Below are 25,505 nucleotides of genomic sequence, written 5' to 3' on the forward strand. Positions count from 1 at the left end.
GGTGTGCTCTTTGGCGAACTTCGTGATCATGTGGCTGACTTCTCCGTAATGGATGGAGGCTGTCAGCTCATCGGTCAGGCCGGCCTTTCGGGTATCTGTGTAAAGAGTCGCAGATACGACAAATTTCTGTCCGAGTACATTTTCCTCCGGAAATACTCCGTGGTTTGCAAAAATCTCAAGGTTTCTGATCTCGATCTTATCCATTATTTTATGTTCCTTCCAAGAATTGCTTCAGTCATCAGTACGGCACGTTTGTTTTCTTTGACATCGTGGACGCGGACGAAAGCACAGCCCTTCATAACGCCGATGACGGAAGTGGCAATGGTACCTTCTACACGCTGGTCAACCGGGAGATCCAGAGCAAGACCGATCATGGACTTGCGGGAAGTTCCGAGCAGTACCGGGAATCCAAGGTGCTGGAAAAGTTCCAGATGGTTCATGGTCTCCAGGTTCATCTCGTAAGTTTTGCCGAAGCCTACACCCGGGTCGAGGATGATGCGCTCATCTTTGATGCCGGCTTTTCTTGCGATGTTGACACATTCCTGTGTCTCTGCAAGCATATCAATAAGGAAGTTATTGTATTCTGTGTTTGCCTTATTGTGCATCAGGCAGCAGGCAGCGTCGTGCTTTGCGATGACACCGGCCATTTCCGGGTCGTATTTGAGTCCCCAGACATCGTTTACAAGGTCTGCGCCTGCCTGAACAGCGACATCAGCAACGCTTCCTTTGTAAGTGTCAACGGAGATCGGCACGTCGAAATGCTTGCGGAGTGCCTCGATGACTGGAACGACACGGGCAGCTTCTTCCTCTGCACTGACCGGTGTATGGCCCGGACGGGTAGACTCGCCGCCGACATCCAGAATATCCGCACCGTCAGCGATCATGGCTTCTGCGTGCTTGAGGGCGTGATCCATGGTGTTCCATTTGCCGCCGTCTGAGAAGGAATCCGGTGTTACGTTGAGGATTCCCATGATATATGTTCTGTTAGTTACATCGAATTCACGATTTCCTATTTTCATGACAGGTTCTCCTTTAGTATTGAATTGTCATATTTTTTTTCTGCGGGGACCAGTAGCATTCTGGTTCTGCCACACAGAGAAAACAATTCCTGGATTTTTTGTCAGCTTCGTAGATGAGCTGGCTGAGCACTGGAACCTCATCACTGGAAGAACGGTGCTCGCGGATCGCAGAGAGGATCGCTTCTTTTTCTTCGGAAGAGAAGTCAAGGTCAGAAAGGATCGTTTCTGCAATGCGGGCACCTGCCTCGTCGTGAGGTGTCCCGACAGTATACTGTTCTGCACGGCCGATATCATGGAGAAGGGCAGTGCAGTAAATAAGTTCACGGGGACAGGAAATTCCACGTTCCAGTGAAAATATGTAAGCAAGACGTGCTACATCAAGGAAATGCTCCGGGGTGTGCCGGCAGAATATACGGTCTGCCTCAAGTTGGGTCAGTTCCTTAAGATTCTGCTGATAGAGGGGGTGTTCCCAGATTTCCTGGACTCTTTTCATCGCTGGCTCCATCAGTCTTTTACCATGGCGAGGAACTGTTTCTGGAGTTCGATATTATTCTTGAATTCGCCTCTGGTGATAACGGTCATGGTCTTGCTGCCTGGTTTCTTGATTCCGCGCATTGTCATGCAGGTGTGTTCTGCTTCAAGCATGACCATAACTCCCTTTGGTTCAAGAACACGATCCAGGGCATCTGCGATCTGAACAGTCAGTCGTTCCTGGATCTGCGGTCTTCTTGCATAAACGTCTACAGTACGGGCGAGCTTGCTGAGACCGGTTACTTTGCCATTCGGGATATAGGCAATGTGTGCCTTGCCGTAAAATGGCATCAGATGATGTTCGCACATGGAATAAAAAGTGATGTCCTTTTCGAGAACCATCTCGTTGTTCTCTACCTGGAACTGTTTCAGAAGATGCTGGTCAGCTTCTTCGTCCAGACCACCGTAGATTTCGGTGCACATACGTGCGATACGGTCTGGTGTATCTTTAAGTCCTTCACGGTCAGGATTTTCACCGATCCCTTCGAGAAGAAGACGGATCGCCTGTTCTACTTTTGCTTTGTCTACCATAAAAAATGACAACCTCCTTGAAATATAAATAAAAATTTACGATACCATGGAGATTGTCTTTTTTTGTCGAGGTAATACTGTGATTTATAAAAGCAAAAAGATATCTCCAATTGTGATAGAACGTATGTCGAAAAACGTATCCCTACACAATATGAGATATCCTCTTATATTGTCGCAACGGGTGCGGACTCTATACCGTAAGACGTACTTTTCGTTTCAGCGACAACTCCCCATTCGCTGAACACTTGACGCATAAAGTCCTATTTTGCATATCATTCATTTCGAGTTTAGTATAGCATATATGCATGAGATATAAAAGATAAAATTTATCGAAAAAAGGCATCATTTTACAGCAAACTGATAAAAAAAAGACAATATTCGATGGAAAAAGATAAACCTTGACGGCAAGGGCTGGCTGTGGTAGCATAGAGTTACTTTATAGAAAAAAGAGATTCGCAGATTACGGACCGATCAGGGATAACGACTGTGTGCATTTTTTTGTGCGCGGTTGTTGTCCCTTTTTTTGTATGTTTTTAATGCAGGAGGGAACGCATATGTATTTGATGATCGATAATTATGATTCATTTGTATATAATCTCAAGGCTTACTTTGAGGAACTGGGACGGAAGATCCTGGTGCGGCGCAGTGACCAGATCACGATGGAGGAGATTGAGGAAATGAACCCGGAGGGGATCATCCTTTCCCCGGGACCGAAGCGTCCGTGGGATGCGGCTGTGTGTGTGGAGGCAGTCAGGAGATTTCAGGGAAGGATTCCGATCCTCGGAGTCTGCCTTGGACATCAGGTGCTTGGATTCTGCAGCGGTGCGTCTGTCCACAAGGGGGAGCGTCCGATGCATGGTAAGGTTACACCGCTCCACAACCAGGGAACGGGAGTTTTTGGCGGGCTTCCTGAGAAGTTTCGTGTGACGAGATATCATTCTCTGATCGTAGATAAGGAAAGTGTTCCATCAGAATGGCAGGTGGACGCTGTGGCAGAGGATGGAGCTGTTATGGGAATCTCTCATAAGACACTGCCTTTGTACGGCGTGCAGTTCCACCCGGAGGCAGTTCTTACGGAGTATGGACATGAGATCCTTGAGAATTTCTGCCGGATCGCGGAGAGCGTGTGAGGATAGTATTATTATAAGAAATAACGGGATCGTGGTGATCGAATAGAAGGAGAAAAAATATGTACCATAAACAACGACAGATCAAAAAATTAACTACATATATACCGGTGGCAGAAACTTTCCGCGCGCTGGCATCGGAGCAGGATTGTGTATTCCTGGATTCTTCTCTGGTCAATGACCTTGGAAGATTTTCCATTATTGGAGCCTGCCCGTACCTCAAACTGGTGAAGGACGGGGAGAAATTTTTTATCAATGAAAAAGAAGAGACAGGGATCACCTTTGAAGATTATCTGCGAAACTACCTGAGAGACCATGTCGATCAGAATGAGAGCGAGCTTCCGCTGGTCTCCGGCGCAGTGGGATATTTTTCTTATGATTATGGGCGCAAACTGCAGGGCGTTCCGTCCGGGGAAAAAGACCTCGTGGAGATCCCGGATGCCGTGCTGACCTTTTATGATGTTTATCTCATTGAGGACTGTCATCAGAAAGAAACATATCTGGTCGCAAATGGGATTACAGCGGATGCTTCTGAGAAGATCCAGGAAATGGAGCAGAAAATCCGGCAGCGGACAGAAAGAAAAGAAGAACAGAAAGTTCCTCACAATATCATCGTAACACCGAACTTCGAAAAAGAAGAATACAAAAAAGCCGTGGACGACATGATCCACTACATTATAGAAGGAGATATCTACATCACAAACATGACACAGCAGCTCACCATCGAGAGCGATAAGGCTCCACTGGATGTTTTTTATGACCTTCGCAAAAACAATCCGTCACCGTTCGGCGGGTACATGGATCATGGCGATTTCCAGATCGTCTGTGCTTCTCCGGAACGTTTCCTCAAGATGAAAAAAGGTCACGTCAACACAAGACCGATCAAAGGTACACGAAAAAGAGGCGCGACTCTGGAAGAAGACCTTCTGATGCGTACCGAACTGGAAAACTCTGAGAAGGACAAGAGTGAACTCCTGATGATCGTCGATCTGGAACGAAATGACCTGAATCGGGTGTGTAAACCGGGCAGCGTGAAGGTGACAGAACTTTTTACAGTAGAAGAATACGCGACTGTTTTTCACCTCGTCTCTGACATCGAGGGAGCTCTGGAAGAGGGCAAAAACTTTGTAGACCTTCTGGAAGCAGCATTTCCAGGCGGGTCGATCACAGGGGCTCCGAAATATCGTGCGATGGAGATCATAGATGAACTTGAACATGGGAAGAGAAATCTGTATACTGGATCTATAGGATATCTGACCCTGGATGGAGACTGTGATTTCAATATCGTGATCCGCACTGCCCTTCACAAAGACGGGAAATATTTCCTCGGCGCAGGCGGCGGCATCACAGCGGAATCTGATCTGGAGTTTGAGTATGAGGAGACGCTCCAGAAAGCGAAGGCGATTCTGGAAGCGTTAAGATAAAAAAGTATGGGGGAACGGTATGGACATTAAATTAGATGAGGGGTTCCAGTTCGGACTGGGTGCATTTGAGACGATTGCAGTAGAAGAGGGAAGACCGATCCTGCTTGACCGTCATCTGAGGAGACTTGAGAGGGCGGCAGCGTTTTTTGGATTTGGCCCGGCTTCTGTGCGGGGTGTCACAGAAGAAGCGGTTCACAAATTTATCGCAGATCAGAGTGAAGAGGAAACACGGCGCGGAGCGGTAAAGGTCGTTCTTTCCGGCGAAAACGTGCTCTTTCAGATGCGAGGCAATCCATATACAGAAGAAAAATATCTCCGGGGATTCGTAGCTGATATCAGTAAGGTGAAACGAAATGAAACCTCTCAGCTTGTGTACCACAAGACCCTGAACTATGGCGACTGCATCCTCGAAAAAAGAGCCGCCACAGCAGCCGGGATCCAGGAGAGAGTTTTTCTGAACACCAAAGGGCAGATCTGCGAGGGCGCAGTCAGCAATATTTTCTTTGTCCGCAAAAACAAGATCTACACTCCACAGCTTTCCTGCGGGCTCCTTCCGGGCATCCTGCGGGAATATGTTCTTGAGAACTTCGAAGTAAACGAAACGGTGATCTACCCGGAAGAACTGATGTATTATGACGAATGTTTCGTGACAAATTCCCTCATGGGAGTCATGCCCGTCCGCCAGCTCGGGAACATCTGCTTCCCCCACAGAACCAGAGCCGACGAAGTCCGGACCCTATACGAAAGCCAGAAAATGTCCCTGTAAGGAGGGGCATTTTTTTGTGTACAAAAGTTCACACAAAAAAATAGATAAAACAACTTGACATTAAAAAATCATATTTGTATAATATCAAAAGTTAGGATGCGAACTAATTTAAGGAATCGGTGAAAGGGGGAACTCGCTGTTTCGATGAAAGAAACGGAAGAAAAACTGACAAATATGCACGTGGGAAGGCTGATCCATATGATGTCGCATCAGATGAAGCGGGATTCCAACAGTGTGGCATCGGCGATCGAGAACGATGAGCTGACGATCATGCAGAAACATGTGCTGAAATTTGTTCTTCTGGAGTCTCTCCACAGAGACCTTTATCAGAAGGATATTGAAGAAGAATTTCAGATCAGGAAATCCACAGTCACAGGGATCCTCAAACTCATGGAGAAACATGGGTATATTTACAGAGAAAGTGTAAAGAAGGATGCCAGGCTGAAACGGATCGTTCCGACTGCGAAAGCAGAAGAGATGCGGCCGAAGATCCTGGAACATATCCAGAAAACAGAGGCAAGGCTGATCGAAGGGATAGCCCCGGAGGATGTTCTGATCTGCAAAAAAGCATTGGGACAGATGCTGTGTAATCTGTCAGAAATGAATAAGGAGGAAAATCAAAAAGATGAATAAGACACTTTTTAAATCCATCAGAGAATACAAGAAGCAGTCCATGCTGGCTCCGATCCTTGTTATCCTCGAAGTACTGATGGAAGTGCTCATTCCTCTGGAGATGGCAAAGATCATCGACGTTGGTATCGCCAACGGTGATCTGGGATACATCGTACAGAGGGGGATCATCCTGGTCGCAATGGCGATGCTCGCGCTGTTTTTTGGCGTGCAGGCCGGAAATATGGCAGCAGTTGCAGCGGCAGGATATGCGAAAAATCTTCGTCACGATATTTTTTATAAGGTACAGGATTTTTCATTCAAAAACATTGACCATTTTTCCACATCCGGTCTGGTCACACGAATGACGACCGATATCACAAACGTACAGATGGCATACATGATGAGTATCCGTCTTCTGGCGAGAGCTCCGATCATGGTGATCTTATCTTGGGTCATGACACTTTTGATCAATGTCAAGATCGCACTTCTGTTCCTGGTCGTGATCCCGGTTCTCGGCGGCGCACTGATGTACATTGCAAAAAAAGCACATCCGCATTTTATCAAAGTATTTGACGAGTACGATGAGCTGAACAATTCCGTTCAGGAAAACGTCAACGCTGCCCGTGTAGTGAAAGCTTTTGTAAGAGAAGATTATGAGGTAAATAAATTCCATGGGGTATCCAAATACGTTTATACCCTGTTCACAAAGGCTGAAAAGATCGTTGCATGGAATGCGCCGACCATGCAGCTTATGATGTATGCGGTCGTTCTTCTGATCGCTGTGATCGGTGGACGCAGTATTGTGTTTGGAACCATGGAGACAGGTGAGCTGACAAGTGTGATCGTCTATGCACTGCAGATCCTGATGTCTCTGAATATGGTAACTTTTGTATTTGTTATGATCATGATCGCAGAGGCTTCTACAGACCGTATCACAGAGGTTCTTAATGAAGTGCCTGAGATGCAGGACAGATCTGATGCAGTCAGAGAAGTCCCGAGCGGCGATATCGTTTTTGACCATGTAAACTTCAGCTATGCCGGAGAGGGCGGAAATCTTTCGCTGAAAGATGTAAACCTTCATATTAAATCCGGACAGACAGTCGGAATCATCGGTGGAACAGGAAGTGCCAAATCCACACTGGTTCAGATGATCCCGAGACTTTACGATGTCACCGGCGGTGCAGTCAAAGTTGGCGGGATCGATGTAAGAGACTACAACCTGGAAGTGCTCCGTGATCAGGTATCCATGGTGCTCCAGAAAAACGTCCTTTTCTCTGGTTCCATCTACGAAAACATCCGTTGGGGTGATGAGCATGCTTCTGACGAAGAAGTAAGACGTGTATGTAAGCTGGCGCAGGCAGATGGTTTCGTTACAGAATTCCCGAATGGCTACGATACCATGATCGTTCAGGGTGGAAATAACGTTTCCGGTGGCCAGAAACAGCGACTCTGTATCGCACGTGCTCTTCTGAAAAAACCGAAGATCCTGATCCTTGACGATTCTACCAGTGCGGTAGATACCAAGACAGATGCCCTGATCCGTAAAGCTTTCCGCGAGGAGATCCCGGATACGACCAAGATCATCATTGCACAGCGTGTTTCTTCTATAGAAGATGCGGACCAGATCATTGTTCTGGATGGCGGCCAGATTGTCGGAGTGGGAACTTCCGAAGAACTTCTGAAGACAAATGAAATTTACAGAGAAGTATACGAATCTCAGGTGAAGGGAGGCGAAGAGGATGAGTAATAACAGCAAAAATAAAAAACCGCGAATGACAAAGAAAGATCTGCAGACAGCAAAGCGTCTTATGAAATATATGACAGGAAAATACAAATTTCAGTTTATCCTTGTATTTTTCTGTATCCTGATCAGTGCGGTGGCAACAACAGCAGTTTCTCTTTCTCTGAGATATCTTCTGGATGATTTTATCCTTCCTCTGATTGGACAGAAGAGCCCGGATTTCGCCGGACTTTATAAGGCGCTGACGGTTCTTGGATGTGTCTTCCTGGCAGGTGTTGCTGCGACTTTTATCTATACAAGGATGATGGTATATATCGGACAGGGCGTCTTAAAGAGAGTGCGAGACGATATGTTTGAACATATGCAGACTCTGCCGATCCGCTATTTTGACCAGAATACAAACGGTTCGATCATGAGTCTTTATACGAATGATACGGATACCCTGAGACAGATGATCAGCCAGGCGATCCCGCAGGCGTTGATGGCACTGTTTACGATTGTCGTTACCTTTATTTCCATGCTGGTTCTGAGCCCGCTGCTCACGATCCTGGCGGTTTTGATCATTTTCCTGATGCTGTTTGTCACAGGAAAGATCGGTGCAAAGAGTGGAAAATACTTCGTTCGACAGCAGATGTCTCTCGCAGATGTGACAGGTTTTGTCGAAGAGCGTATGAACGGACAGCGTGTTGTCAAAGTTTTTAACCATGAAAAGAAATCCGAAGAGGAATTTGACAAACTGAACGAGGCTCTTTTTGAGAGTGCGGCACAGGCGAACAAATACGGTAACATGATGGGACCGGTCATCGGAAACATCGGAAACCTGCAGTTTGTCCTGACAGCAGTTCTCGGCGGGATCCTTTCCGTTGCAGGAGTTGGGGGGATCACACTTGGTGTCATGGCTTCCTACCTGCAGTTTACCAAGAGCTTTACACAGCCGTTCATGCAGGTGGCACAGCAGTTTAACTCCATCGTCATGGCACTTGCCGGTGCAGAGCGTATCTTTAACCTGATCGATGAGAAGCCGGAGGATGACGAAGGTTATGTAACTCTCGTCAATGCGAAAAAAGATGCCAACGGAAACATCACAGAGTGCAAGGAGAGAACGGGCATGTGGGCATGGAAACATCCGCATTCCGCAGACGGTTCTGTATCTTACACAGAGCTCAAAGGTGATGTAAGGTTCGAAGATGTAACTTTTGGCTACAATGAGGACAAAACCATCCTCCACGACATCAGCCTCTATGCAAAACCGGGTCAGAAACTTGCATTCGTAGGTTCTACCGGAGCAGGAAAAACAACGATCACCAACCTGATCAACCGTTTCTACGATATCCAGGATGGAAAGATCCGTTATGATGGAATCAATATCACAAAGATCAAAAAAGACGACCTGAGACATTCCCTCGGTATCGTTCTTCAGGATACACACCTGTTTACCGGAACGATCCGTGACAACATCCGTTACGGTAAGCTGGATGCGACAGATGAGGAAATCTATGCAGCAGCCAAACTTGCCCATGCAGATCAGTTTATCCAGATGCTTCCGAAGGGATATGATACCATGTTAAGTGGTGACGGCGAGGAATTATCCCAGGGGCAGAGACAGCTTCTCTCCATTGCCAGGGCAGCCGTTGCAGACCCGCCGGTACTCATTCTTGATGAGGCAACTTCAAGCATCGATACCCGTACAGAGAGCATTGTTCAGCAGGGTATGGACAACCTGATGAAAGGCCGTACCGTATTTGTTATCGCCCACAGACTTTCTACAATCCGAAACAGCGATGCGATCATTGTTCTGGAACACGGAAAGATCATCGAGAGAGGTGACCATAAGGATCTGATCAAGCAGAAAGGTACTTATTATCAGCTTTACACAGGAAAGCTGGAACTTTCATAAAAAAATAAAAGATCATCCTACGACAAAGAGAAATGGCAGACGTTCTGTTTACGCAGGGCCGATGCCATTTCTTTTTTGTTTTTATGAAACAGAAACGAAAACGATTTCATATATTATGCACAAAAAGATATTGAAAATATTATATAAAACGACAGTTTACAAATATATCGACAAGAAATATAATAAAATCAATGAAAACGATTACATATTAATATAAAAGGGAGAAATGAAAGATCTATGAAACCAAAAGCTATTTTTCTGGATATTGATGGAACACTGACAGAGCCGGGAACCAATGTGCCTCCGGCTTCTGCCCTGGAAGCGATCAGGAGGGCACAGGAAGCAGGAAATTATGTTTTTCTCTGCACAGGACGCAATTATGCAATGCTGTCTCCACTTCTGAAATACGGATTTGACGGAGTTGTGGCAAGCTCCGGTGGTTATGTGGCGTGCAGGGACGAGGTAATCTACGACAGCCCGATGACAGACGAGGAGCGTGACCGCATGAGCCGGCTTCTGAAAGAAAACGGGATCTTCCGGACGATCGAGTGCGTGGAGGGAGCTTTTACAGATGACGACTTCAAGAACTTCCTCAGGGAACATGCAAACGAAGGGGAAAACAGTGAAATGCTCCGCTGGCAGGAACAGATCGAGAAGGATCTGAATATCTTACCAATGGAAGCCTACAAGGGTCAGGCGGTATACAAGATGGTCGTTATGAGTCCGTCCATGGAAAGTCTTGAGATCTGCCGGGAAGAACTGAAGGATGATTTTTCCTTCTGTATCCAGGAGCCGAGAGGCGGGTTTGTAAACGGCGAGATCATAAGCCGCAGATTTGACAAAGGAACCGGCGTGCTGAAAGTATGTGAACATCTGGGGATTCCCCTGGAAGATTCGGTCGGCTTCGGCGACAGTATGAATGACAAGGAAATGCTGGAAGTCGCAGGATTAAGTGTCTGCATGGAAAACGGCAGTGCGGAGATGAAGAAGATCGCCGACGTGATCTGCCCGTCCGTGACAGAAGATGGAATAAAAAAAGCATTTGAAAAATATCATTTAATGTAGTGCTTTTATGCGGTCCTTCAAAGACTGCAAACAGGAGGTGAAAACGATTACAGAAATATACACAAAAATGACCTTTGATGTTTGGCTGAAATGCCGGTTTACAAATGAAACAAAAAGGGTTATATTAAAGATACGAAATGTAAACGATTTCACACAAGAGCGCAAAGTAAAAACAAAGGAAAGAGGGAGAGAAAATGGCAATGGATTATGCAAAGTGTGCAAAAGAAATCTTTGATACCGTTGGCGGCAGATCCAATCTTGTAAGTGCGGCACATTGTGCAACGAGACTGCGTCTGGTAACGGTAGACAACAGCAAGATCGATATGAAGAAACTTGAGAACATCGATGGTGTGAAAGGTGTTTTCAGTAACAACGGACAGCTTCAGCTCATCATCGGAACCGGCACAGTAAATAAGGTATACGATGAATTCCTCAAGGTCAGCGGAATGACAGCAGCGACCAAAGAAGAGGTGAAGGCAGCAGCGGCAGCGAAACAGCCGGTATTTAAACGAATGATCAAGGCACTGGGAGATGTTTTCGTGCCGATCCTTCCGGCGATCGTAGCATCTGGTCTTATGATGGGACTGGTAGAGGCACTTGGTAAGGCAATGCCTGCATTTGCAGGAAGCGACTGGTACGGGATCCTCGACCTGTTTTCAAACACAGCATTTACCTTCCTGCCGATCCTGATCGCAGTATCTGCGGCAAGAGTATTCGGCGGAAATATTTTCCTGGGTGCAGTCATCGGTATGATCATGATCCACCCGAACCTTATCAACGCATGGTCTGTAGCATCTATGGATGCAGCTGACATCCCGGTATGGCATCTGTTTGGATTTTCCATCAGACAGGTTGGATATCAGGGTCATGTAATTCCTGTTATCATCGCAGTATGGATCATGTGCAAGCTGGAGAACTGGCTGCATAAACATGTTCCGGAGATGATTGACCTTTTTGTAACGCCACTTTGTACCGTACTGATCACAGGTTTCCTTACCATCGGACTGATCGGACCGGTATTCTCCACAGCAGAAACTTATGTACTTGAATTTGCGTCCTGGATCATCACAGTAGGACACGGAATCGGAGCAATGATCATGGGTGCGATCTATCCGCTCACAGTAGTCTGCGGTATCCACCACATGTACAATGTAATTGAAGCAGGTATGCTTGCTTCTGACGGGCTGAATATCTGGATGCCGATCGCATCCGCAGCAAACTTTGCACAGGGAGCTGCCTGTCTCGCAGTCGGCCTCAAAGCAAGAAACTACAAGACCAAATCCATTTCCATCCCGTCTGCATTATCCGCAGCACTTGGAATTACAGAGCCGGCGATCTTCGGTGTAAACCTTCGTTTCATGAAACCTCTTGTATGTGGTATGGCAGGTGGTGCCGTTGGAGCCCTGCTTGGATCCATTTTCCACATTGGAGCAACTTCTTACGGAGTTACAGGAATCCCGGGATTCCTTACCACACTGGATTATTCCGCACAGTATGCGATCATGCTGGCAGTTTCCTTCGCAGTATCATTCGTACTGACCTGGTTCACCTGGAAAGAAGACCCGGAAGATGCCAAAGTGACAGCAGCAAAAACAGATGACGCTCCGGCAGCAGAGCCGACAGCAACAGAAGAGACAGCAGAAGAAGTAACGGTAGACGGTACAGCAAAGAAACTGTATGCACCGATCCAGGGAACCATTGTTCCGAGAAATGAGATCCCGGATGATACTTTTGCAGCAGGCGTTCTCGGTGACGGTGTCGGAATCGACCCGGAAGAAGGCGTTGTTGTGGCTCCGTTTGACGGCGAGATCTCTTCTGTAACAGATACAAAACATGCAATCGGTATCACAGGACCGGCAGATATGGAAGTCCTGATCCATGTAGGTGTTGATACCGTAAACATGAAAGGTGACGGATTTGAGCTTCTGGTAGAAGAAGGACAGAAAGTCAAAGCAGGCCAGAAGCTGATGACTTTTGACATCGCAAAGATCAAAGCAGCCGGATACAGCCCGGTAGCGGCAGTGCTTCTGACAAACAGTGATGATTATCCGGAATTTAAAGTAGTAAAAACAGGAAAGACCCAGAGACTGGAAGAAGTCTTTACCGTATAAAATTAAATAATAAGTAAGAGAAGGCACTGTCAGATTCCTGGATTAGATCCGTATTTGACAGTGCCTTTTTTTTATGAAACGTGGTAACAAAAGCAAAATTGTGTTATACTACAGCAAAGGGGAAAAAGCATGAATATAAGTGAAATAGCAAAATTAGCAGGTGTGTCCAGTGCGGCAGTTTCTCGTTACTTTAACAACGGATATATTTCAGAAGAGAAGAAAGAGGCGATCCGCAAAGTTGTAGAGCAGACAGGCTATCGCCCTTCCATCCAGGCACAGACACTCCGTACCAAAAAAACAAAAATGATCGGTGTGATCGTACCAAAGATCGCATCCGCATCCATAGGCAAGATCGTAGAAGGAGTTCTCTCTGTACTGAATGAGAGCGGTTATCAGATGCTCCTCGCGGTGACACAGAACGATCCGAAGAAAGAACTGGAATATCTTTCTGCTTTTAACGACAAGCAGGTGGACGGCGTGATCCTCGCTGCGACAGTAGTGACCGCCGAGCATAAGAAGATCCTTAAGAACCTGTCTGTACCGGTGATCCTGGTAGGACAGCAGTATTCCGGCCATTGCTGTGTGTATCATGATGATTATCACGCTACCAGAGATCTCACAGAAGCCGTTCTCGATATGGGAAGGAAAAATCCGGGATATATCGGCGCGATCATGCAGGACAAGGCAGTTGGCGCAGAACGTTTTGGCGGTTATGAAGATGCTGTAAAAAAAGCCGGCATAGAGAAGGCGGCACAGCAGACGGTGATTTCTGCATTTACTTCTGATTCCGGTTATGAGAAGGCGGGAGAACTGCTTGCGAAGTATCCGGAGCTTGATGCAGTCATCTGTGCGACAGATACCATGGCTGCCGGAGCCGTCCGTTATCTGAGAGAGCATGGAAAGAAAGTCCCGGAGGATATTCTGGTTGCGGGACATGGAGATTCTGAGATCGCGAGAGTGATCACACCGCCGATCCCTACCGTGCATTTTTCTTATGAGAAGAGCGGTGAGATGGCAGTGGAGATGCTGATCGAAATGATGGGACAGGGTGAAACAGCGGTCAGAGAGGTGAAGCTTGGCTATTCTCTGATCAATATATAATAAAAGAAATGGGGTGCGTTTTTTGCTGAAAACATGGATACCGGGAGAAGCTCCCGAGAAAGAGGAACTGAAACAGCAGCTCGATGAGGCAAGAAAGAAACTTTATGATCTTCAGATGAAGATCAAGGAGCACAAACTTCCGGTGCTGGTGCTTTTTGAGGGATGGAGTGCCGCCGGCAAGGGCAGTATGATCGGCAAGGTGATCAAGAATATCGACCCGAGATTTTTTAAGGTGGCGACGATGTCAGCTCCGTCTGAGGAGGAACTGCGCAGACCATTTCTTTACCGCTACATGTGCCAGATCCCGGAGCAGGGCAAATTTACTTTTCTGGATTCCGGATGGATGGAGCAGACGACGCAGGAAGTGCTCCGTAAGGAACTGACCGGAGAGGATTATGAGAAGCGGATCGAGAGCATCCGCCGGTTTGAGCGTCAGCTTACGGATAATGGTTATCTGGTGCTCAAGTTCTTTATGCAGATCGACAAAGAAGAGCAGAAATTCCGCATGGATAAACTCTGTTCCAGTCAGGATACACGCTGGAGAGTGTCAGAATTCGACAAATGGCAGCAGGAACATTACCGCAAATGCGAGAAAGTCTATGACCGCTATCTCAAGGATACGAATGCATCAACCTCTCCATGGTATATCATAGACGCCAGGGACAAGAAATGGGCAGAATTACAGGTGATGGATACACTGGTGAGCAGCATTGAGGTTGCCCTCCAGAACCAGAGCCATTCCGTTCCGATCCTTCAGAATATCTTCCCTTTGGTAAAGATGCCGAAACTGGCAGATGTTGAGCTTGCCGGCAAGACGATCGACGATGAGGAATATGAGAAGGAACTTAAGAAACTCCAGAGTAAATTAAGTGAACTCCATAACCGTCTCTACCGCAAACGGATCCCGGTGATCATCACATACGAAGGATGGGATGCTGCCGGCAAGGGTGGAAATATCAAGAGAATCACAGGTGCACTTGATCCACGCGGATACGAGGTGCATCCGATCGCCAGCCCGGAACCACACGAAAAAGCCCGCCATTATCTGTGGCGTTTCTGGACGAGACTTCCAAAGGACGGTCATATCGCAATTTTTGACCGCACCTGGTATGGCCGTGTCATGGTGGAACGTCTGGAAGGATTCTGCAGCGAAAACGACTGGAAACGTGCGTACAATGAAATGAACGAATTTGAGAAAGAACTGTCCGACTGGGGAGCTGTGATCATCAAATTCTGGGTTCAGATCGACAAGGATACACAGCTTGCGCGGTTTAATGACCGTCAGAACAATCCTGAGAAACAATGGAAGATCACGGATGAGGACTGGAGAAACCGTGAGAAATGGGATCAGTATGAGGAGGCGGTCAATGAGATGCTCAAGAAGACTAGTACGGCTTATGCGCCGTGGCATATTCTTGAGTCGGTGGATAAGAAGTATGCGCGGATCAAGGCGTTGAAGATTGTGATTAAAGAGTTGGAAAAAGCCCTGAAATAAGGGCTTTTTATTATTTTCTTTAATCCTGGGGATTTGGATGCTTGGGAGCAGAGCAAACCGCGAAGGGACGTCGCCCATCCCCTCGCCACCCCTCGGCTGGGTGTTTGACGGAAATTTTGTCGTGTGGGATGCCCTTTGAAAAATTCTCCTGGTGCAACAAGTCGGGAAACTTTCGTATAAATGGATTCGAAATTTGCACTGTGTCTCAGGGTGCCTGCGTCTGCATTTTCTAAGGCTCCCCCACAAGACAAAATTCCCGTCAAACATTCAGGAGGGCACTGAAAAAGTCTACAAGGTAACCGCCTTAACAAAAAAGTGTCGATACAAATCGACGGGTCCCAGGGCAGTACCCTACGGCTCCATAAACTTTTTTAGTTCATCCATAAAAGTACTAACATCCTTAAACTCACGATACACCGACGCAAACCGCACATATGCAACAGCATCGAGATCCTTCAAATGCTCCATAACGATCTCGCCGATGCGAGTACTGGAAATCTCCTTATCCGCGCTCTCAAAAATAGACCCCTCGATGGAGTCAATCATAGACTCAATCTTCTCGATCGGGATCGGGCGTTTGTAGCACGCACGAAGAACACCGTCCTGGATCTTAGAACGGTGATAAGCTTCTCTTGTCTGATCCTTCTTGATGACACTTAATGGAATAGTCTCAACCTTCTCATAAGTGGTAAATCTCTTGCCGCAGGATTCACACATCCTTCTCCTGCGGATCGCATTGGTATCTTCGACAGGTCTGGAATCAACAACCTTGGTATTATCCTGATTACAAAATGGGCATCTCACGGTATTATCCCTCTTTTCCCTTTTATGGGCTAATTATACTGTATTTTTTTGGGTAATGTCAATAAATTACAGTGTATATTTCCGGCATTTTATGCATATATTTTTGAAAAAAATGGTGTCTGTATGCGTCTTTGCGAATTAAGACAAAAAGAGATCATAAATATCCGCACCTGCAGAAGTCTTGGCTGTCCGATCGATCTGGAATTTGATGAAAGAAGCGGAAAGATCACAGCACTGATCGTTCCCGGACCTGGCAGATTCTGCTGTTTCTGGGGACGGGAAAGTGAATTTATCATCCCATGGAGCAGCGTCCGTCAGATCGGAGGAGATATCATCCTGGTGGAACTCCCGGAAGAAAAATGTCCTCACAGATAGTACCTTTTGCAAAACTGTCAAGGACTTATATTTTTTATATTTTTCGCAAAAAAGAATATTTCATATCCTCCCTGAGAATCATCTTTAGTACCAACTGAAATAAGGAGGATATTTCGATGGCACTAAACAAAGTTGAGATCTGCGGAGTGAACACAGCCAGTCTTCCAGTTCTGGCTCCGGAGGAGAAGGAGGAACTTTTTGAAAAGATAAAAGCCGGTGATAAGGAAGCGAGAGAGCGTTACATCAAGGGAAATCTGCGGCTTGTCTTAAGTGTGATCAAACGATTTCAGAACAGCAGTGAAAATGCGGATGATCTTTTTCAGATCGGCTGTATCGGACTTATGAAGGCCATTGATAATTTTGACACGACTTTGATGGTCAAGTTTTCTACTTATGCAGTGCCAATGATCATAGGGGAGATCCGGAGGTATCTGCGGGACAACAGCAGTATCCGTGTCAGCCGTTCGCTTCGTGACATTGCGTACAAGGCAATCTATGCCAAAGAAAGTTACATGAAAAAGAACCTGCGGGAACCGACGATCGCGGAGATCGCAGAAGAGATTGGGATTGAAAAAGAGATGATCGTGTACGCCCTCGATGCGATCCAGAACCCGGTCAGTCTCTTTGAACCGGTATATTCTGAAGGGGGAGACACCCTGTATGTGATGGATCAGATCAGTGACAAGAAAAACAAAGAAGATCACTGGCTGGAAAATCTTTCGCTCAGAGAGGCGATGAACCGCCTCGGGGAGAGGGAGAGACACATCATTGATATGCGGTTTTATGAGGGAAAAACGCAGATGGAAGTGGCAGAAGAGATCGGGATCTCCCAGGCGCAGGTCAGCCGTCTGGAAAAAACTGCCCTTCGAAATATGAGAAATTATCTTCGTCCATAACAAAAAGCTCCGGCATGAAAACCGGAGCTTTTTGAATATCAATGATTCGCAGAGGAGGAAATTAATTAAACAAGGCCCTGAGCGATCATTGCGTCTACAACTTTTTCGAAGCCGGCGATGTTAGCACCTGCAACGAAGTTATCTGGCATGTCATAACGTTTTGCAGCGTCATCGATCTTAGCGTAGATGTCTTTCATGATCTGATGAAGTTTGGCATCAACTTCTTCTGCTGTCCAGGAAAGTCTCTGGGAGTTCTGGCTCATTTCCAGTGCGGAAGTAGCAACACCACCGGCGTTGGATGCTTTTCCAGGAAGGAAGAGAACGCCGTTTGCCATAGCGTATTCTGTAGCTTCTCTTGTAGTAGGCATGTTAGCACCTTCTACGATATATTTGCAGCCGTTTGCTATCAGAGTCTTAACGCCGTCAACATCAAGTTCGTTCTGAGTTGCGCATGGAAGGTAAACATCACATTTGATGTTCCAGATTCCAGTACCTTCTGTGTAGGTAGCACCTTCTACACGGTCAGCATATTCTTTGATACGTCCACGTTTTACTTCTTTGATGTCTTTGACAACGTCGAGATTGATTCCGTTTGGATCATATACATATCCGTTAGAGTCACACAGAGCAACAACTTTGGCACCAAGCTGAGTAGCTTTCTGGATTGCATAGATTGCAACGTTTCCGGAACCTGTAACAACGACTGTCTTTCCTTCGAGAGAATCGTTGTGAGCCTGCATCAGCTCGTTGAGGATATATACAACACCGTATCCTGTTGCTTCTGTACGGATGAGGGATCCGCCGTAGGTAAGTCCTTTACCTGTCAGAACGCCTTCATAGAGGCCACGGATACGTTTGTACTGTCCGAACAGGAATCCGATCTCACGTCCGCCAACACCGATATCACCAGCCGGTACGTCTGTGTCAGCACCGATATATTTGGAAAGCTCTGTCATAAAGCTCTGGCAGAATGCCATAACTTCTCTGTCGGATTTGCCTTTAGGATCGAAGTTGGAACCACCTTTACCACCACCGATCGGAAGACCTGTCAGAGAGTTCTTGAATACCTGCTCGAAACCAAGGAATTTAAGAATGCTCTGGTTTACTGTAGGATGGAAACGAAGACCTCCCTTGTAAGGTCCGATTGCACTGTTGAACTGTACACGGTATCCTTTGTTGATCTGTACGTTCCCGTTGTCATCGATCCACGGAACACGGAAAGAGATGATTCTTTCTGGCTCTACCAGACGCTCCAGGATGGAAAGGCTGCGGTATTTCTCCTCGTTACGGTCGATAACAACCTTAAGGGAATCCAGAACTTCTTTTACTGCCTGATGAAATTCCGGTTCACCAGGATTCTGTGCAACGACTCTTTCATAAACTTCTTCTGTGTAAGACATGACGATTTTCCTCCTCGTTTGTTTGCGTATAAAATAATAACGTCTTTGTGGGGCTTACAAATGCCCAGACACTATTATACACGAAAGTGGTAAAGTTGAAAAGGGGAATATTAATTTTTTTTATATCTTACTAAATTTGTATGAATATGACAATAATATCCGAAATTTTTTCATCTTGATAAAATGACCTGAATATGAGATTATAGTAAAAACTATGTAAAATCTCAGAGAGGAGTGAAAAAAATGAGAACATTTGACAAATCTGCCAAGCTAGATAATGTACTGTATGATGTAAGAGGACCGGTGGTTGACGAGGCGGCGAAGATGGAGGAAGAGGGTAAGGAGATCCTGAAGCTTAATATCGGAAATCCATATCCTTTTGGTTTCTCAGCTCCTCAGGAAGTGATCCTGGACATGCTGAGTAATATCCGCACTTCACAGGGCTATTCTGATTCCAAGGGTATTTTTTCTGCCCGCAAGGCGATCATGCAGTATGCACAGCTTCGCGGGATCCCGAATGTGACCATGAATGATATCTATACAGGAAATGGTGTCAGTGAACTTATCAGCCTGTGTATGCAGGCGCTTCTGGATAATGGAGATGAGATTTTGATCCCGGCACCGGATTATCCGCTGTGGACGGCGACTGCGACACTGGCAGGAGGCAAGGTCGTACATTATATCTGTGACGAGCAGTCTGACTGGTATCCAGATATCGAGGATATCAGAAGCAAGATCACGGACAGGACCAAAGCGATCGTTATCATCAACCCGAATAACCCGACAGGTGCTGTCTATCCGAAGGAGATCCTGGAGCAGATCGCGCAGATCGCCAGAGAGAAGGAACTGATCATTTTTTCTGATGAGATCTATGACCGTCTTGTCATGGACGGATATCAGCATACTTCGATCGCATCTCTTGCACCGGATGTATTCTGCGTGACATTTTCCGGACTTTCCAAATCCCATATGATCGCAGGATTCCGTATCGGCTGGATGATCTTAAGCGGAGCCAAGGAGCGTGCGAAGGGTTATATAGAAGGAATCAAGATGCTTTCTTCCATGCGTCTCTGTTCCAATGTGCCGGCGCAGGCGATAGTACAGACTGCCCTTGGCGGTTACCAGAGCGTTGCAGAGTATGTGAAACCGGGCGGAAGAGTTTATGAGCAGAGAGAGTGCATTTACAATGCCTTAAAGGATATCCCGGGAATCAGCGTTGTGAAGCCGCATGCGGCATTTTATATTTTCCCGAAACTGGATGTGGAGAAATTTAATATCACGGATGACGAGCAGTTTGCACTGGATTTCCTGCATGAGAAGCAGGTGCTTCTTGTACCGGGCAAAGGCTTCAACTGGGGTGCACCGGATCATTTCCGTGTGGTTTATCTGCCGAATACAAGGCAGCTTGAGACTGCTTCACAGAAACTTAAAGAATTTTTGAGCACCTACCGTCAGGGCAGATAAAGGAAAGCCTGGCAAAGGCAGTGTGCATTTTTGGGATAGACCAAAATGAGTTTTGATGGTATACTGTATCTACTGTGTTGTAAACGATTACTGCGAACAGTAACGTAAAACTACGGTAACAACGGGGAGGGAGTTTGATCGAGAAAAAGCAAAGGACTTGAAAGGAGACTTACAATGGCAGGATTTAATATGAAGGTAACACCGGAGATCGAACAGCTTACAGAGGCATGTAAGGACCACACTACGATGGATCTTTCTTTATATGGTAAGTATGATGTCAAGCGTGGTCTGCGTGATATCAATGGTAAGGGTGTTCTCGCCGGACTGACCCAGGTGTCCAATGTACAGGCGGTCAAGGTTGTAGACGGTAAGGAGGTTCCATGTGCAGGAAGCCTTTATTACAGAGGTTACAATATCAAAGATCTCACGAACGGTTTTGTCAAGGATAACCGTTTTGGTTTCGAAGAGACTACATATCTTCTTCTGTTCGGTACTCTGCCGAATGAGAAGCAGCTTGAGGATTTTAAGGAACTTCTGGCAAATCAGCGGTCACTTCCGCGAAATTTTGTCAGGGATGTCATCATGAAGGCACCGGGACGTGATATCATGAATGCTCTGTCAAGAAGTGTCCTTACTTTGTATTCTTATGACAATAATCCGGATGATATTTCCTTACCGAATGTTCTGAGACAGTGCCTGAATCTGATCAGTATTTTTCCACTGTTGTCAGTTTATGGTTATCAGGCGTATAATCATTATGTGAGAGGCAAGAGTCTTTATATCCACAATCCGAAGAAGGAACTTTCCACAGCGGAAAATATCCTCCGTATGCTGCGCCCGGATAAGCAATACACAGATCTGGAAGCGAAGATCCTGGATCTTGCCCTGATCCTTCACATGGAGCATGGCGGTGGTAACAACTCTACATTTACCACACATGTTGTGTCTTCATCCGGAACAGATACCTATTCCGCGATCGCGGCATCACTTGGTTCCCTCAAAGGACCAAAGCACGGCGGTGCCAACATCAAGGTTGTCCAGATGTTCCAGGATATGAAGAAGGAAGTCAAGAACTGGGAAGATGAGGATGCGGTGAGAGCATATCTCAAGCGTCTCCTTCATAAAGAAGCCTTTGATAAGAGAGGTCTGATCTATGGTATGGGTCATGCGATCTATTCTGTTTCCGATCCGAGAGCAGAAGTCCTTCGAGGTTTTGTAGAAAGCCTCGCGAAAGAAAAGGGACGCATGAAGGATTACAGACTGTACTCCATGGTTGAGTGGATGGCTCCTGAAGTTATCGCAGAGGAACGACGCATCTACAAGGGTGTCAGCGCGAACGTGGACTTTTACAGCGGCTTTGTATACAGCATGCTGGATCTGCCGCTTGAGCTGTACACACCAATGTTTGCGGTTGCCCGTATCGTAGGATGGAGCGCGCATCGTATGGAAGAGCTGATCAATACAGACAAGATCATCCGTCCTGCATACAAGAACGTGCTTCCGGCAGCGGAGTATGTACCGCTTAAAGAAAGATAGACAGGAGAAGAAAATGTTTCGATGTTTTTTTCCGGATGAATATGTGGATTCCACATATGTGATCGATTTTGAAAAACTGTATCAGGAAGGATACAGAGGTTTGATCTTTGATATTGATAATACACTTGTGCCGCATGGGGCACCGGCAGATACACGTGCGATCGCACTGTTTCGGCGTCTTAAGAAGCTGGGATTTGGCTGCTGCCTTTTATCCAACAATCAGAAGAAGAGAGTGGCTTCTTTTAATGATGCGGTCCAGGTGAATTATATTGAGAACGCACACAAGCCTTCTGTGAGAAATTATAACAGGGCAATGGAGATTCTGGGTACGAATACTGAGAATACCATTTTTATAGGAGATCAGCTTTTTACCGATGTATACGGAGCCAAGAGAGCCGGCATCCGCAATATTCTGGTCAAGCCGATCGATCCGAAAGAAGAAATCCAGATCGTGCTCAAGCGCTATCTGGAAAAAATAGTACTATACTTTTATGAGAAAGAGGAGGGGATTTCATGAACCATGTGGTGATCATCGGGTTTATGGGTTCAGGTAAAACAAGAGTAGGAAAACAGCTGTCCAAGGATCTGGGGTTATCATTTGTCGATCTGGAGAGACTGATCACAAGAAAGATGAACATGTCTGCCAGAGAGATCTTTCAGCGGTTTGGTGAACCGTATTACCGTGCACTGGAGACAGTTGCACTCAAACAGTTTATTCAGGACAATGAACGCAGAGTCATTTCTCTGGGAGCAGGACTTCCGCTTCAGGAGCAGAATGAGAAATATCTCAAGGAGCTCGGCACAGTCGTTTATCTGAAGGGTTCACTGGCAACTCTCAAGAAACGTCTGGAAGGTTCCAGCAAGGATCCGATGCTTGACGGTGATGACCGCGATGAGAAGATCAAGAAGCTTCTGAAACAGAGAGATCCGGTTTATCAGAAGTTTGCAGACGTTACGGTTGTTACCGGAGAGAAGCCATTTGAAGAGCTGATCAAAGAAATTGAAGAGAAATTAGCTGCACAATAAAAAAAGTAGTTGAAAAATCTTCATGTGTATTATAAAATAATTGATAGCGACAACATAAGAAGGAGGAAATTAAAATGATTTCAGCAGGTGATTTCAGAAACGGTGTCACAATTGAAATTGAAGGAAATGTATGTCAGATCGTTGAGTTCCAGCATGTAAAACCTGGAAAGGGCGCTGCATTCGTAAGAACAAAATATAAAAATATCATTACAGGAGCTGTACTGGAGAAATCTTTCCGTCCAACAGAGAAGTTCCCGCAGGCACGTATCGACCGTGTAGACATGAGCTATCTGTACAACGATGGAGATCTTTACAACTTCATGAATGTTGAGACTTATGACCAGGTTGCACTTACCAAAGAGCAGGTTGGAGATTCTCTCAAATTCGTTAAGGAGAACGAAGTTGTTAAAGTTTGCTCCTGGAACGGAAACGTATATGCAATCGAGCCGCCTCTGTTCGTAGAGCTTGAGGTTATCGAGACTGAGCCAGGATTCGCTGGAAACACAGCACAGGGTGCTACCAAACCGGCAACTGTTGAGACTGGCGCACAGGTAATGGTTCCTCTGTTTGTAAACCAGGGCGACAAACTGAAAATCGATACAAGAACAGGTGAATATCTGTCTCGTGTATAATTAATAGGAAATGATAGGATACCACCGGAGAGATTCGGTGGTATTTTTTTATAAAAAAGGAAGAGGGTGTATTATGGAATACAGAATACTTGGAAAAACAGGACTTAAGATCTCGCGTATGGGATTTGGAGGAATTCCGATCCAGAAGATTGACGAGGAAGGCACCAGAAAACTGCTTCACGAGATGATGGAGATGGGAGTCAACTATATTGATTCTGCAAGAGGATATACCGTCAGTGAGCAGTACATCGGATATGGTCTGGAGGGAATCCGTGATAAATTTGTGCTTGCGACCAAATCCATGTCCAGAACAAAAGAAGCAATGGCAGCGGATATTGAGACAAGTCTTGGAAATTTCCGCACAGACTATATCGACCTTTATCAGGTACACAACCCAAGCATGGAACAGCTTGATCAGGTGATCGGCGAGGGCGGTGCATTGGAAGCTCTGATGGAAGCGAAGGCAGCGGGCAAGATCGGACATATCGGACTGACTGCACATTCTACAGCTGTTTTTGAGCGTGCACTGGGACTTGACTGGGTGGAAACGATTATGTTCCCATACAATATCGTAGAACAGCAGGGTGCAGAACTCATCCATAAATGCGCAGAGAAAAACATCGGCTTTATCGATATGAAACCATTGGCAGGCGGTGCGATCGAGGATGCGACCCTGGCACTTCGCTATGTCTGTTCCAATCCTGATGTGACCGTCGTGATCCCGGGAATGGCAGAAGTCCGTGAACTGGAGCAGAACCTTGCCGCATGTTCCAACACAGAACCACTCGCCGACGAAGAATTAAAAGCAATGGACAAAGTTCGCGAACAGCTCGGTACCGATTTCTGCCGCAGATGCAACTACTGCGCGCCATGTACCGTTGGAATCAACATTCCAAGCGTGTTCCTGTTCGCAGGCTACCTTCAGAGATACGACCTCGCAGACTGGGCAAAAGACCGTTACAGCACACTGAAAGTAAAAGCTTCTGCCTGCATCGGCTGCGGCAAATGCGAGCCAAGATGCCCGTACCATCTGCCGATCCGCGAGAAACTCAAGAAGTGTGCGCAGGATATGGGAGAATAAATCTGTTTTTTACAGAAGAAAATCAAGGGAGATACACAAATGTTCAAAGATATTGTAAAAGCAAGCAGAAGCTACAGAGGTTATGACGAATCCTATCGTTTCAGAAGAGAAGAACTGGAGGATTTCGTGGACTGTGCACGTTTTGCACCATCCAGTGTGAATGCGCAGCCGTTTCGGTATTATCTGGCGTGGGAGAAGGAGGAGGTTGACCGTATCCAGAAACTGACAAACTGGGCGAGAGCACTCCCTGAGATGCAGCTTCCACATCCGGGAAAATGCCCGACCGGATTTATCATCATCTGTCAGGATCTGAATCTCGGAGCTTCTATCCCGAGATACCAGAAGGATGTTGGAATCGTTGCACAGACCATGCTTCTCGCAGCAGCTGAGAAAGGGCTCGGCGGTTGTATGATCGGAAATTACAATGCAGATTCCGTCAAAAAAGAACTGAGTCTGGCAGAAAATCTTGCCCCGGTACTGATCGTAGCGTTTGGCAAACCGGCAGAAGAGATCGTGATCAAAGAGATTGAGGAAGGTGAAAGTATCGCCTACTATCGCGACGAAAACGATGTACACTACGTACCAAAACGCAAACTGTCAGATATCCTCATAAAGAAATAAATTACAAGAGATGAAAGAATAACCCATTCCAGAGCTGCTACAGTACCGGGATGGGTTATATTATTGGAATCATTTATATCTTTGGATATAAAGTTTGTGCAGTAGTGGAGGAAGCAAGAATCCCTGAGGTTTGATTGTGGGAAATGCCAAAACAGCATTCTTTTTGAAAGATCACTGATGTAGCTTTTATACAGACCAAAAATTGACATTTTTCAAACTGTTACATAAAAAACTGCCGATATAACGGCAG

Annotated in this window: 25 protein-coding genes and 1 riboswitch; of the genes, 19 read left to right on the forward strand and 6 right to left on the reverse strand. The window is 46.2% G+C overall.

What is annotated here, in order from left to right:
- The 4 genes from QZL69_RS12775 to folE form a co-directional block, all read right to left on the reverse strand.
- On the reverse strand, window positions 1-204 hold a 204-nt coding region (locus QZL69_RS12775), incomplete at its 3' end, for a dihydroneopterin aldolase (RefSeq protein ID WP_291519693.1).
- Complete coding sequence (folP, locus tag QZL69_RS12780; RefSeq protein ID WP_022215589.1) at window positions 204-1,019, reverse strand: dihydropteroate synthase; 816 nt, start codon at window positions 1,017-1,019, stop codon at window positions 204-206. The genes QZL69_RS12775 and folP, both read right to left, overlap by 1 nt.
- A 13-nt stretch (window positions 1,020-1,032) precedes the next feature.
- Window positions 1,033-1,512, reverse strand: coding sequence for an HD domain-containing protein (locus QZL69_RS12785; protein ID WP_022215590.1), 480 nt, complete (start codon window positions 1,510-1,512; stop codon window positions 1,033-1,035).
- A gap of 11 nt (window positions 1,513-1,523) precedes the next feature.
- Window positions 1,524-2,081, reverse strand: a complete 558-nt coding sequence (folE, locus tag QZL69_RS12790; protein WP_022215591.1) for a GTP cyclohydrolase I FolE — start codon at window positions 2,079-2,081, stop codon at window positions 1,524-1,526.
- 173 nt (window positions 2,082-2,254) lie between these two features.
- A riboswitch (THF riboswitch) is annotated at window positions 2,255-2,351 on the reverse strand.
- 284 nt (window positions 2,352-2,635) lie between these two features.
- Between folE and QZL69_RS12795 the strand changes: the two genes are divergently transcribed.
- From QZL69_RS12795 to pap, 10 genes are all read left to right on the forward strand, one after another.
- The gene (locus QZL69_RS12795) at window positions 2,636-3,211 is read left to right on the forward strand and encodes an anthranilate synthase component II (protein WP_022215592.1); all 576 of its coding nucleotides are present in this window, start codon (window positions 2,636-2,638) and stop codon (window positions 3,209-3,211) included.
- Window positions 3,212-3,270: 59 nt separating this feature from the next.
- Window positions 3,271-4,632 carry an aminodeoxychorismate synthase component I gene (gene pabB / locus QZL69_RS12800; RefSeq protein ID WP_022215593.1) on the forward strand — a complete coding sequence of 454 codons (1,362 nt, stop codon included), beginning with the start codon at window positions 3,271-3,273 and terminating at the stop codon, window positions 4,630-4,632.
- A gap of 19 nt (window positions 4,633-4,651) precedes the next feature.
- Window positions 4,652-5,398 carry an aminotransferase class IV gene (locus QZL69_RS12805; RefSeq protein ID WP_022215594.1) on the forward strand — a complete coding sequence of 249 codons (747 nt, stop codon included), beginning with the start codon at window positions 4,652-4,654 and terminating at the stop codon, window positions 5,396-5,398.
- Window positions 5,399-5,542: 144 nt separating this feature from the next.
- Window positions 5,543-6,031 carry a MarR family winged helix-turn-helix transcriptional regulator gene (locus QZL69_RS12810; RefSeq protein ID WP_022215595.1) on the forward strand — a complete coding sequence of 163 codons (489 nt, stop codon included), beginning with the start codon at window positions 5,543-5,545 and terminating at the stop codon, window positions 6,029-6,031.
- Entirely contained in the window at window positions 6,024-7,757 is a 1,734-nt protein-coding gene (locus QZL69_RS12815) for an ABC transporter ATP-binding protein (RefSeq protein ID WP_022215596.1), read from the forward strand. Before QZL69_RS12810 ends, QZL69_RS12815 begins: the two co-directional genes overlap by 8 nt.
- Window positions 7,750-9,648, forward strand: a complete 1,899-nt coding sequence (locus tag QZL69_RS12820) for an ABC transporter ATP-binding protein (RefSeq protein ID WP_022215597.1) — start codon at window positions 7,750-7,752, stop codon at window positions 9,646-9,648. Before QZL69_RS12815 ends, QZL69_RS12820 begins: the two co-directional genes overlap by 8 nt.
- A 237-nt stretch (window positions 9,649-9,885) precedes the next feature.
- Window positions 9,886-10,713 carry a Cof-type HAD-IIB family hydrolase gene (locus tag QZL69_RS12825; protein WP_022215598.1) on the forward strand — a complete coding sequence of 276 codons (828 nt, stop codon included), beginning with the start codon at window positions 9,886-9,888 and terminating at the stop codon, window positions 10,711-10,713.
- 200 nt (window positions 10,714-10,913) lie between these two features.
- On the forward strand, window positions 10,914-12,824 hold the full coding sequence (locus QZL69_RS12830) for a glucose PTS transporter subunit IIA (RefSeq protein WP_442852509.1): 1,911 nt from the start codon (window positions 10,914-10,916) through the stop codon (window positions 12,822-12,824).
- Between the two features lie 129 nt (window positions 12,825-12,953).
- Window positions 12,954-13,925 carry a LacI family DNA-binding transcriptional regulator gene (locus QZL69_RS12835; RefSeq protein ID WP_022215600.1) on the forward strand — a complete coding sequence of 324 codons (972 nt, stop codon included), beginning with the start codon at window positions 12,954-12,956 and terminating at the stop codon, window positions 13,923-13,925.
- 22 nt (window positions 13,926-13,947) lie between these two features.
- Window positions 13,948-15,420: a polyphosphate:AMP phosphotransferase gene (gene pap, locus QZL69_RS12840; protein ID WP_227221760.1), complete on the forward strand. Its 1,473-nt coding sequence runs from the start codon at window positions 13,948-13,950 to the stop codon at window positions 15,418-15,420.
- 351 nt (window positions 15,421-15,771) lie between these two features.
- Here the strand turns inward: pap and nrdR are convergent, their stop codons facing one another.
- Window positions 15,772-16,224, reverse strand: a complete 453-nt coding sequence (gene nrdR / locus QZL69_RS12845; protein WP_022215602.1) for a transcriptional regulator NrdR — start codon at window positions 16,222-16,224, stop codon at window positions 15,772-15,774.
- A gap of 123 nt (window positions 16,225-16,347) precedes the next feature.
- Between nrdR and QZL69_RS12850 the strand changes: the two genes are divergently transcribed.
- Together QZL69_RS12850 and sigG are read left to right on the forward strand one after the other, a co-directional pair.
- Window positions 16,348-16,599, forward strand: coding sequence for a YlmC/YmxH family sporulation protein (locus QZL69_RS12850; protein WP_118251486.1), 252 nt, complete (start codon window positions 16,348-16,350; stop codon window positions 16,597-16,599).
- 116 nt (window positions 16,600-16,715) lie between these two features.
- A complete protein-coding gene (gene sigG, locus QZL69_RS12855) occupies window positions 16,716-17,495 on the forward strand; it encodes an RNA polymerase sporulation sigma factor SigG (RefSeq protein WP_022215603.1) in 780 nt (259 codons plus the stop codon).
- Window positions 17,496-17,560: 65 nt separating this feature from the next.
- Here sigG and gdhA read toward each other — a convergent pair whose 3' ends face one another.
- Window positions 17,561-18,895 carry an NADP-specific glutamate dehydrogenase gene (gdhA, locus tag QZL69_RS12860; protein WP_022215604.1) on the reverse strand — a complete coding sequence of 445 codons (1,335 nt, stop codon included), beginning with the start codon at window positions 18,893-18,895 and terminating at the stop codon, window positions 17,561-17,563.
- Window positions 18,896-19,138: 243 nt separating this feature from the next.
- Between gdhA and QZL69_RS12865 the strand changes: the two genes are divergently transcribed.
- The 7 genes from QZL69_RS12865 to QZL69_RS12895 all read left to right on the forward strand — a co-directional run bounded on the left by QZL69_RS12865 (window position 19,139) and on the right by QZL69_RS12895 (window position 25,255).
- Window positions 19,139-20,359 carry an aminotransferase class I/II-fold pyridoxal phosphate-dependent enzyme gene (locus QZL69_RS12865; RefSeq protein WP_022215605.1) on the forward strand — a complete coding sequence of 407 codons (1,221 nt, stop codon included), beginning with the start codon at window positions 19,139-19,141 and terminating at the stop codon, window positions 20,357-20,359.
- A gap of 174 nt (window positions 20,360-20,533) precedes the next feature.
- Window positions 20,534-21,895 carry a citrate/2-methylcitrate synthase gene (locus tag QZL69_RS12870; RefSeq protein WP_022215606.1) on the forward strand — a complete coding sequence of 454 codons (1,362 nt, stop codon included), beginning with the start codon at window positions 20,534-20,536 and terminating at the stop codon, window positions 21,893-21,895.
- Window positions 21,896-21,908: 13 nt separating this feature from the next.
- Window positions 21,909-22,412: a YqeG family HAD IIIA-type phosphatase gene (locus QZL69_RS12875; protein ID WP_022215607.1), complete on the forward strand. Its 504-nt coding sequence runs from the start codon at window positions 21,909-21,911 to the stop codon at window positions 22,410-22,412.
- Window positions 22,409-22,921, forward strand: coding sequence for a shikimate kinase (locus tag QZL69_RS12880; protein ID WP_022215608.1), 513 nt, complete (start codon window positions 22,409-22,411; stop codon window positions 22,919-22,921). The genes QZL69_RS12875 and QZL69_RS12880 overlap by 4 nt, the downstream gene beginning before the upstream one ends.
- A gap of 74 nt (window positions 22,922-22,995) precedes the next feature.
- A complete protein-coding gene (gene efp / locus QZL69_RS12885) occupies window positions 22,996-23,553 on the forward strand; it encodes an elongation factor P (RefSeq protein ID WP_022215609.1) in 558 nt (185 codons plus the stop codon).
- 73 nt (window positions 23,554-23,626) lie between these two features.
- On the forward strand, window positions 23,627-24,634 hold the full coding sequence (locus tag QZL69_RS12890; RefSeq protein WP_022215610.1) for an aldo/keto reductase: 1,008 nt from the start codon (window positions 23,627-23,629) through the stop codon (window positions 24,632-24,634).
- Window positions 24,635-24,673: 39 nt separating this feature from the next.
- Window positions 24,674-25,255 (forward strand): nitroreductase family protein, encoded by a 582-nt coding sequence (locus tag QZL69_RS12895; protein ID WP_022215611.1) that lies wholly within the window; start codon window positions 24,674-24,676, stop codon window positions 25,253-25,255.
- Window positions 25,256-25,505: the final 250 nt, after the last annotated feature.

This window comes from Blautia sp. CAG:237, from assembly GCF_000436615.1.
GTDB classification, from domain to species: Bacteria; Bacillota; Clostridia; order Lachnospirales; family Lachnospiraceae; genus Blautia_A; species Blautia_A intestinihominis.

Coding starts and splice junctions, on each gene's coding strand:
- folP (WP_022215589.1), bottom strand. CDS start 1,019: ATGAAAATAGGAAATCGTGAATTCGATGTAACTAACAGAACATATATC.
- QZL69_RS12785 (WP_022215590.1), bottom strand. CDS start 1,512: ATGAAAAGAGTCCAGGAAATCTGGGAACACCCCCTCTATCAGCAGAAT.
- pabB (WP_022215593.1), top strand. CDS start 3,271: ATGTACCATAAACAACGACAGATCAAAAAATTAACTACATATATACCG.
- QZL69_RS12820 (WP_022215597.1), top strand. CDS start 7,750: ATGAGTAATAACAGCAAAAATAAAAAACCGCGAATGACAAAGAAAGAT.
- QZL69_RS12890 (WP_022215610.1), top strand. CDS start 23,627: ATGGAATACAGAATACTTGGAAAAACAGGACTTAAGATCTCGCGTATG.
- QZL69_RS12865 (WP_022215605.1), top strand. CDS start 19,139: ATGAGAACATTTGACAAATCTGCCAAGCTAGATAATGTACTGTATGAT.
- QZL69_RS12875 (WP_022215607.1), top strand. CDS start 21,909: ATGTTTCGATGTTTTTTTCCGGATGAATATGTGGATTCCACATATGTG.
- QZL69_RS12880 (WP_022215608.1), top strand. CDS start 22,409: ATGAACCATGTGGTGATCATCGGGTTTATGGGTTCAGGTAAAACAAGA.
- QZL69_RS12825 (WP_022215598.1), top strand. CDS start 9,886: ATGAAACCAAAAGCTATTTTTCTGGATATTGATGGAACACTGACAGAG.
- QZL69_RS12835 (WP_022215600.1), top strand. CDS start 12,954: ATGAATATAAGTGAAATAGCAAAATTAGCAGGTGTGTCCAGTGCGGCA.
- QZL69_RS12795 (WP_022215592.1), top strand. CDS start 2,636: ATGTATTTGATGATCGATAATTATGATTCATTTGTATATAATCTCAAG.
- gdhA (WP_022215604.1), bottom strand. CDS start 18,895: ATGTCTTACACAGAAGAAGTTTATGAAAGAGTCGTTGCACAGAATCCT.
- folE (WP_022215591.1), bottom strand. CDS start 2,081: ATGGTAGACAAAGCAAAAGTAGAACAGGCGATCCGTCTTCTTCTCGAA.
- QZL69_RS12830 (WP_442852509.1), top strand. CDS start 10,914: ATGGATTATGCAAAGTGTGCAAAAGAAATCTTTGATACCGTTGGCGGC.
- efp (WP_022215609.1), top strand. CDS start 22,996: ATGATTTCAGCAGGTGATTTCAGAAACGGTGTCACAATTGAAATTGAA.
- QZL69_RS12805 (WP_022215594.1), top strand. CDS start 4,652: ATGGACATTAAATTAGATGAGGGGTTCCAGTTCGGACTGGGTGCATTT.
- QZL69_RS12870 (WP_022215606.1), top strand. CDS start 20,534: ATGGCAGGATTTAATATGAAGGTAACACCGGAGATCGAACAGCTTACA.
- QZL69_RS12815 (WP_022215596.1), top strand. CDS start 6,024: ATGAATAAGACACTTTTTAAATCCATCAGAGAATACAAGAAGCAGTCC.
- QZL69_RS12895 (WP_022215611.1), top strand. CDS start 24,674: ATGTTCAAAGATATTGTAAAAGCAAGCAGAAGCTACAGAGGTTATGAC.
- sigG (WP_022215603.1), top strand. CDS start 16,716: ATGGCACTAAACAAAGTTGAGATCTGCGGAGTGAACACAGCCAGTCTT.
- QZL69_RS12850 (WP_118251486.1), top strand. CDS start 16,348: ATGCGTCTTTGCGAATTAAGACAAAAAGAGATCATAAATATCCGCACC.
- QZL69_RS12810 (WP_022215595.1), top strand. CDS start 5,543: ATGAAAGAAACGGAAGAAAAACTGACAAATATGCACGTGGGAAGGCTG.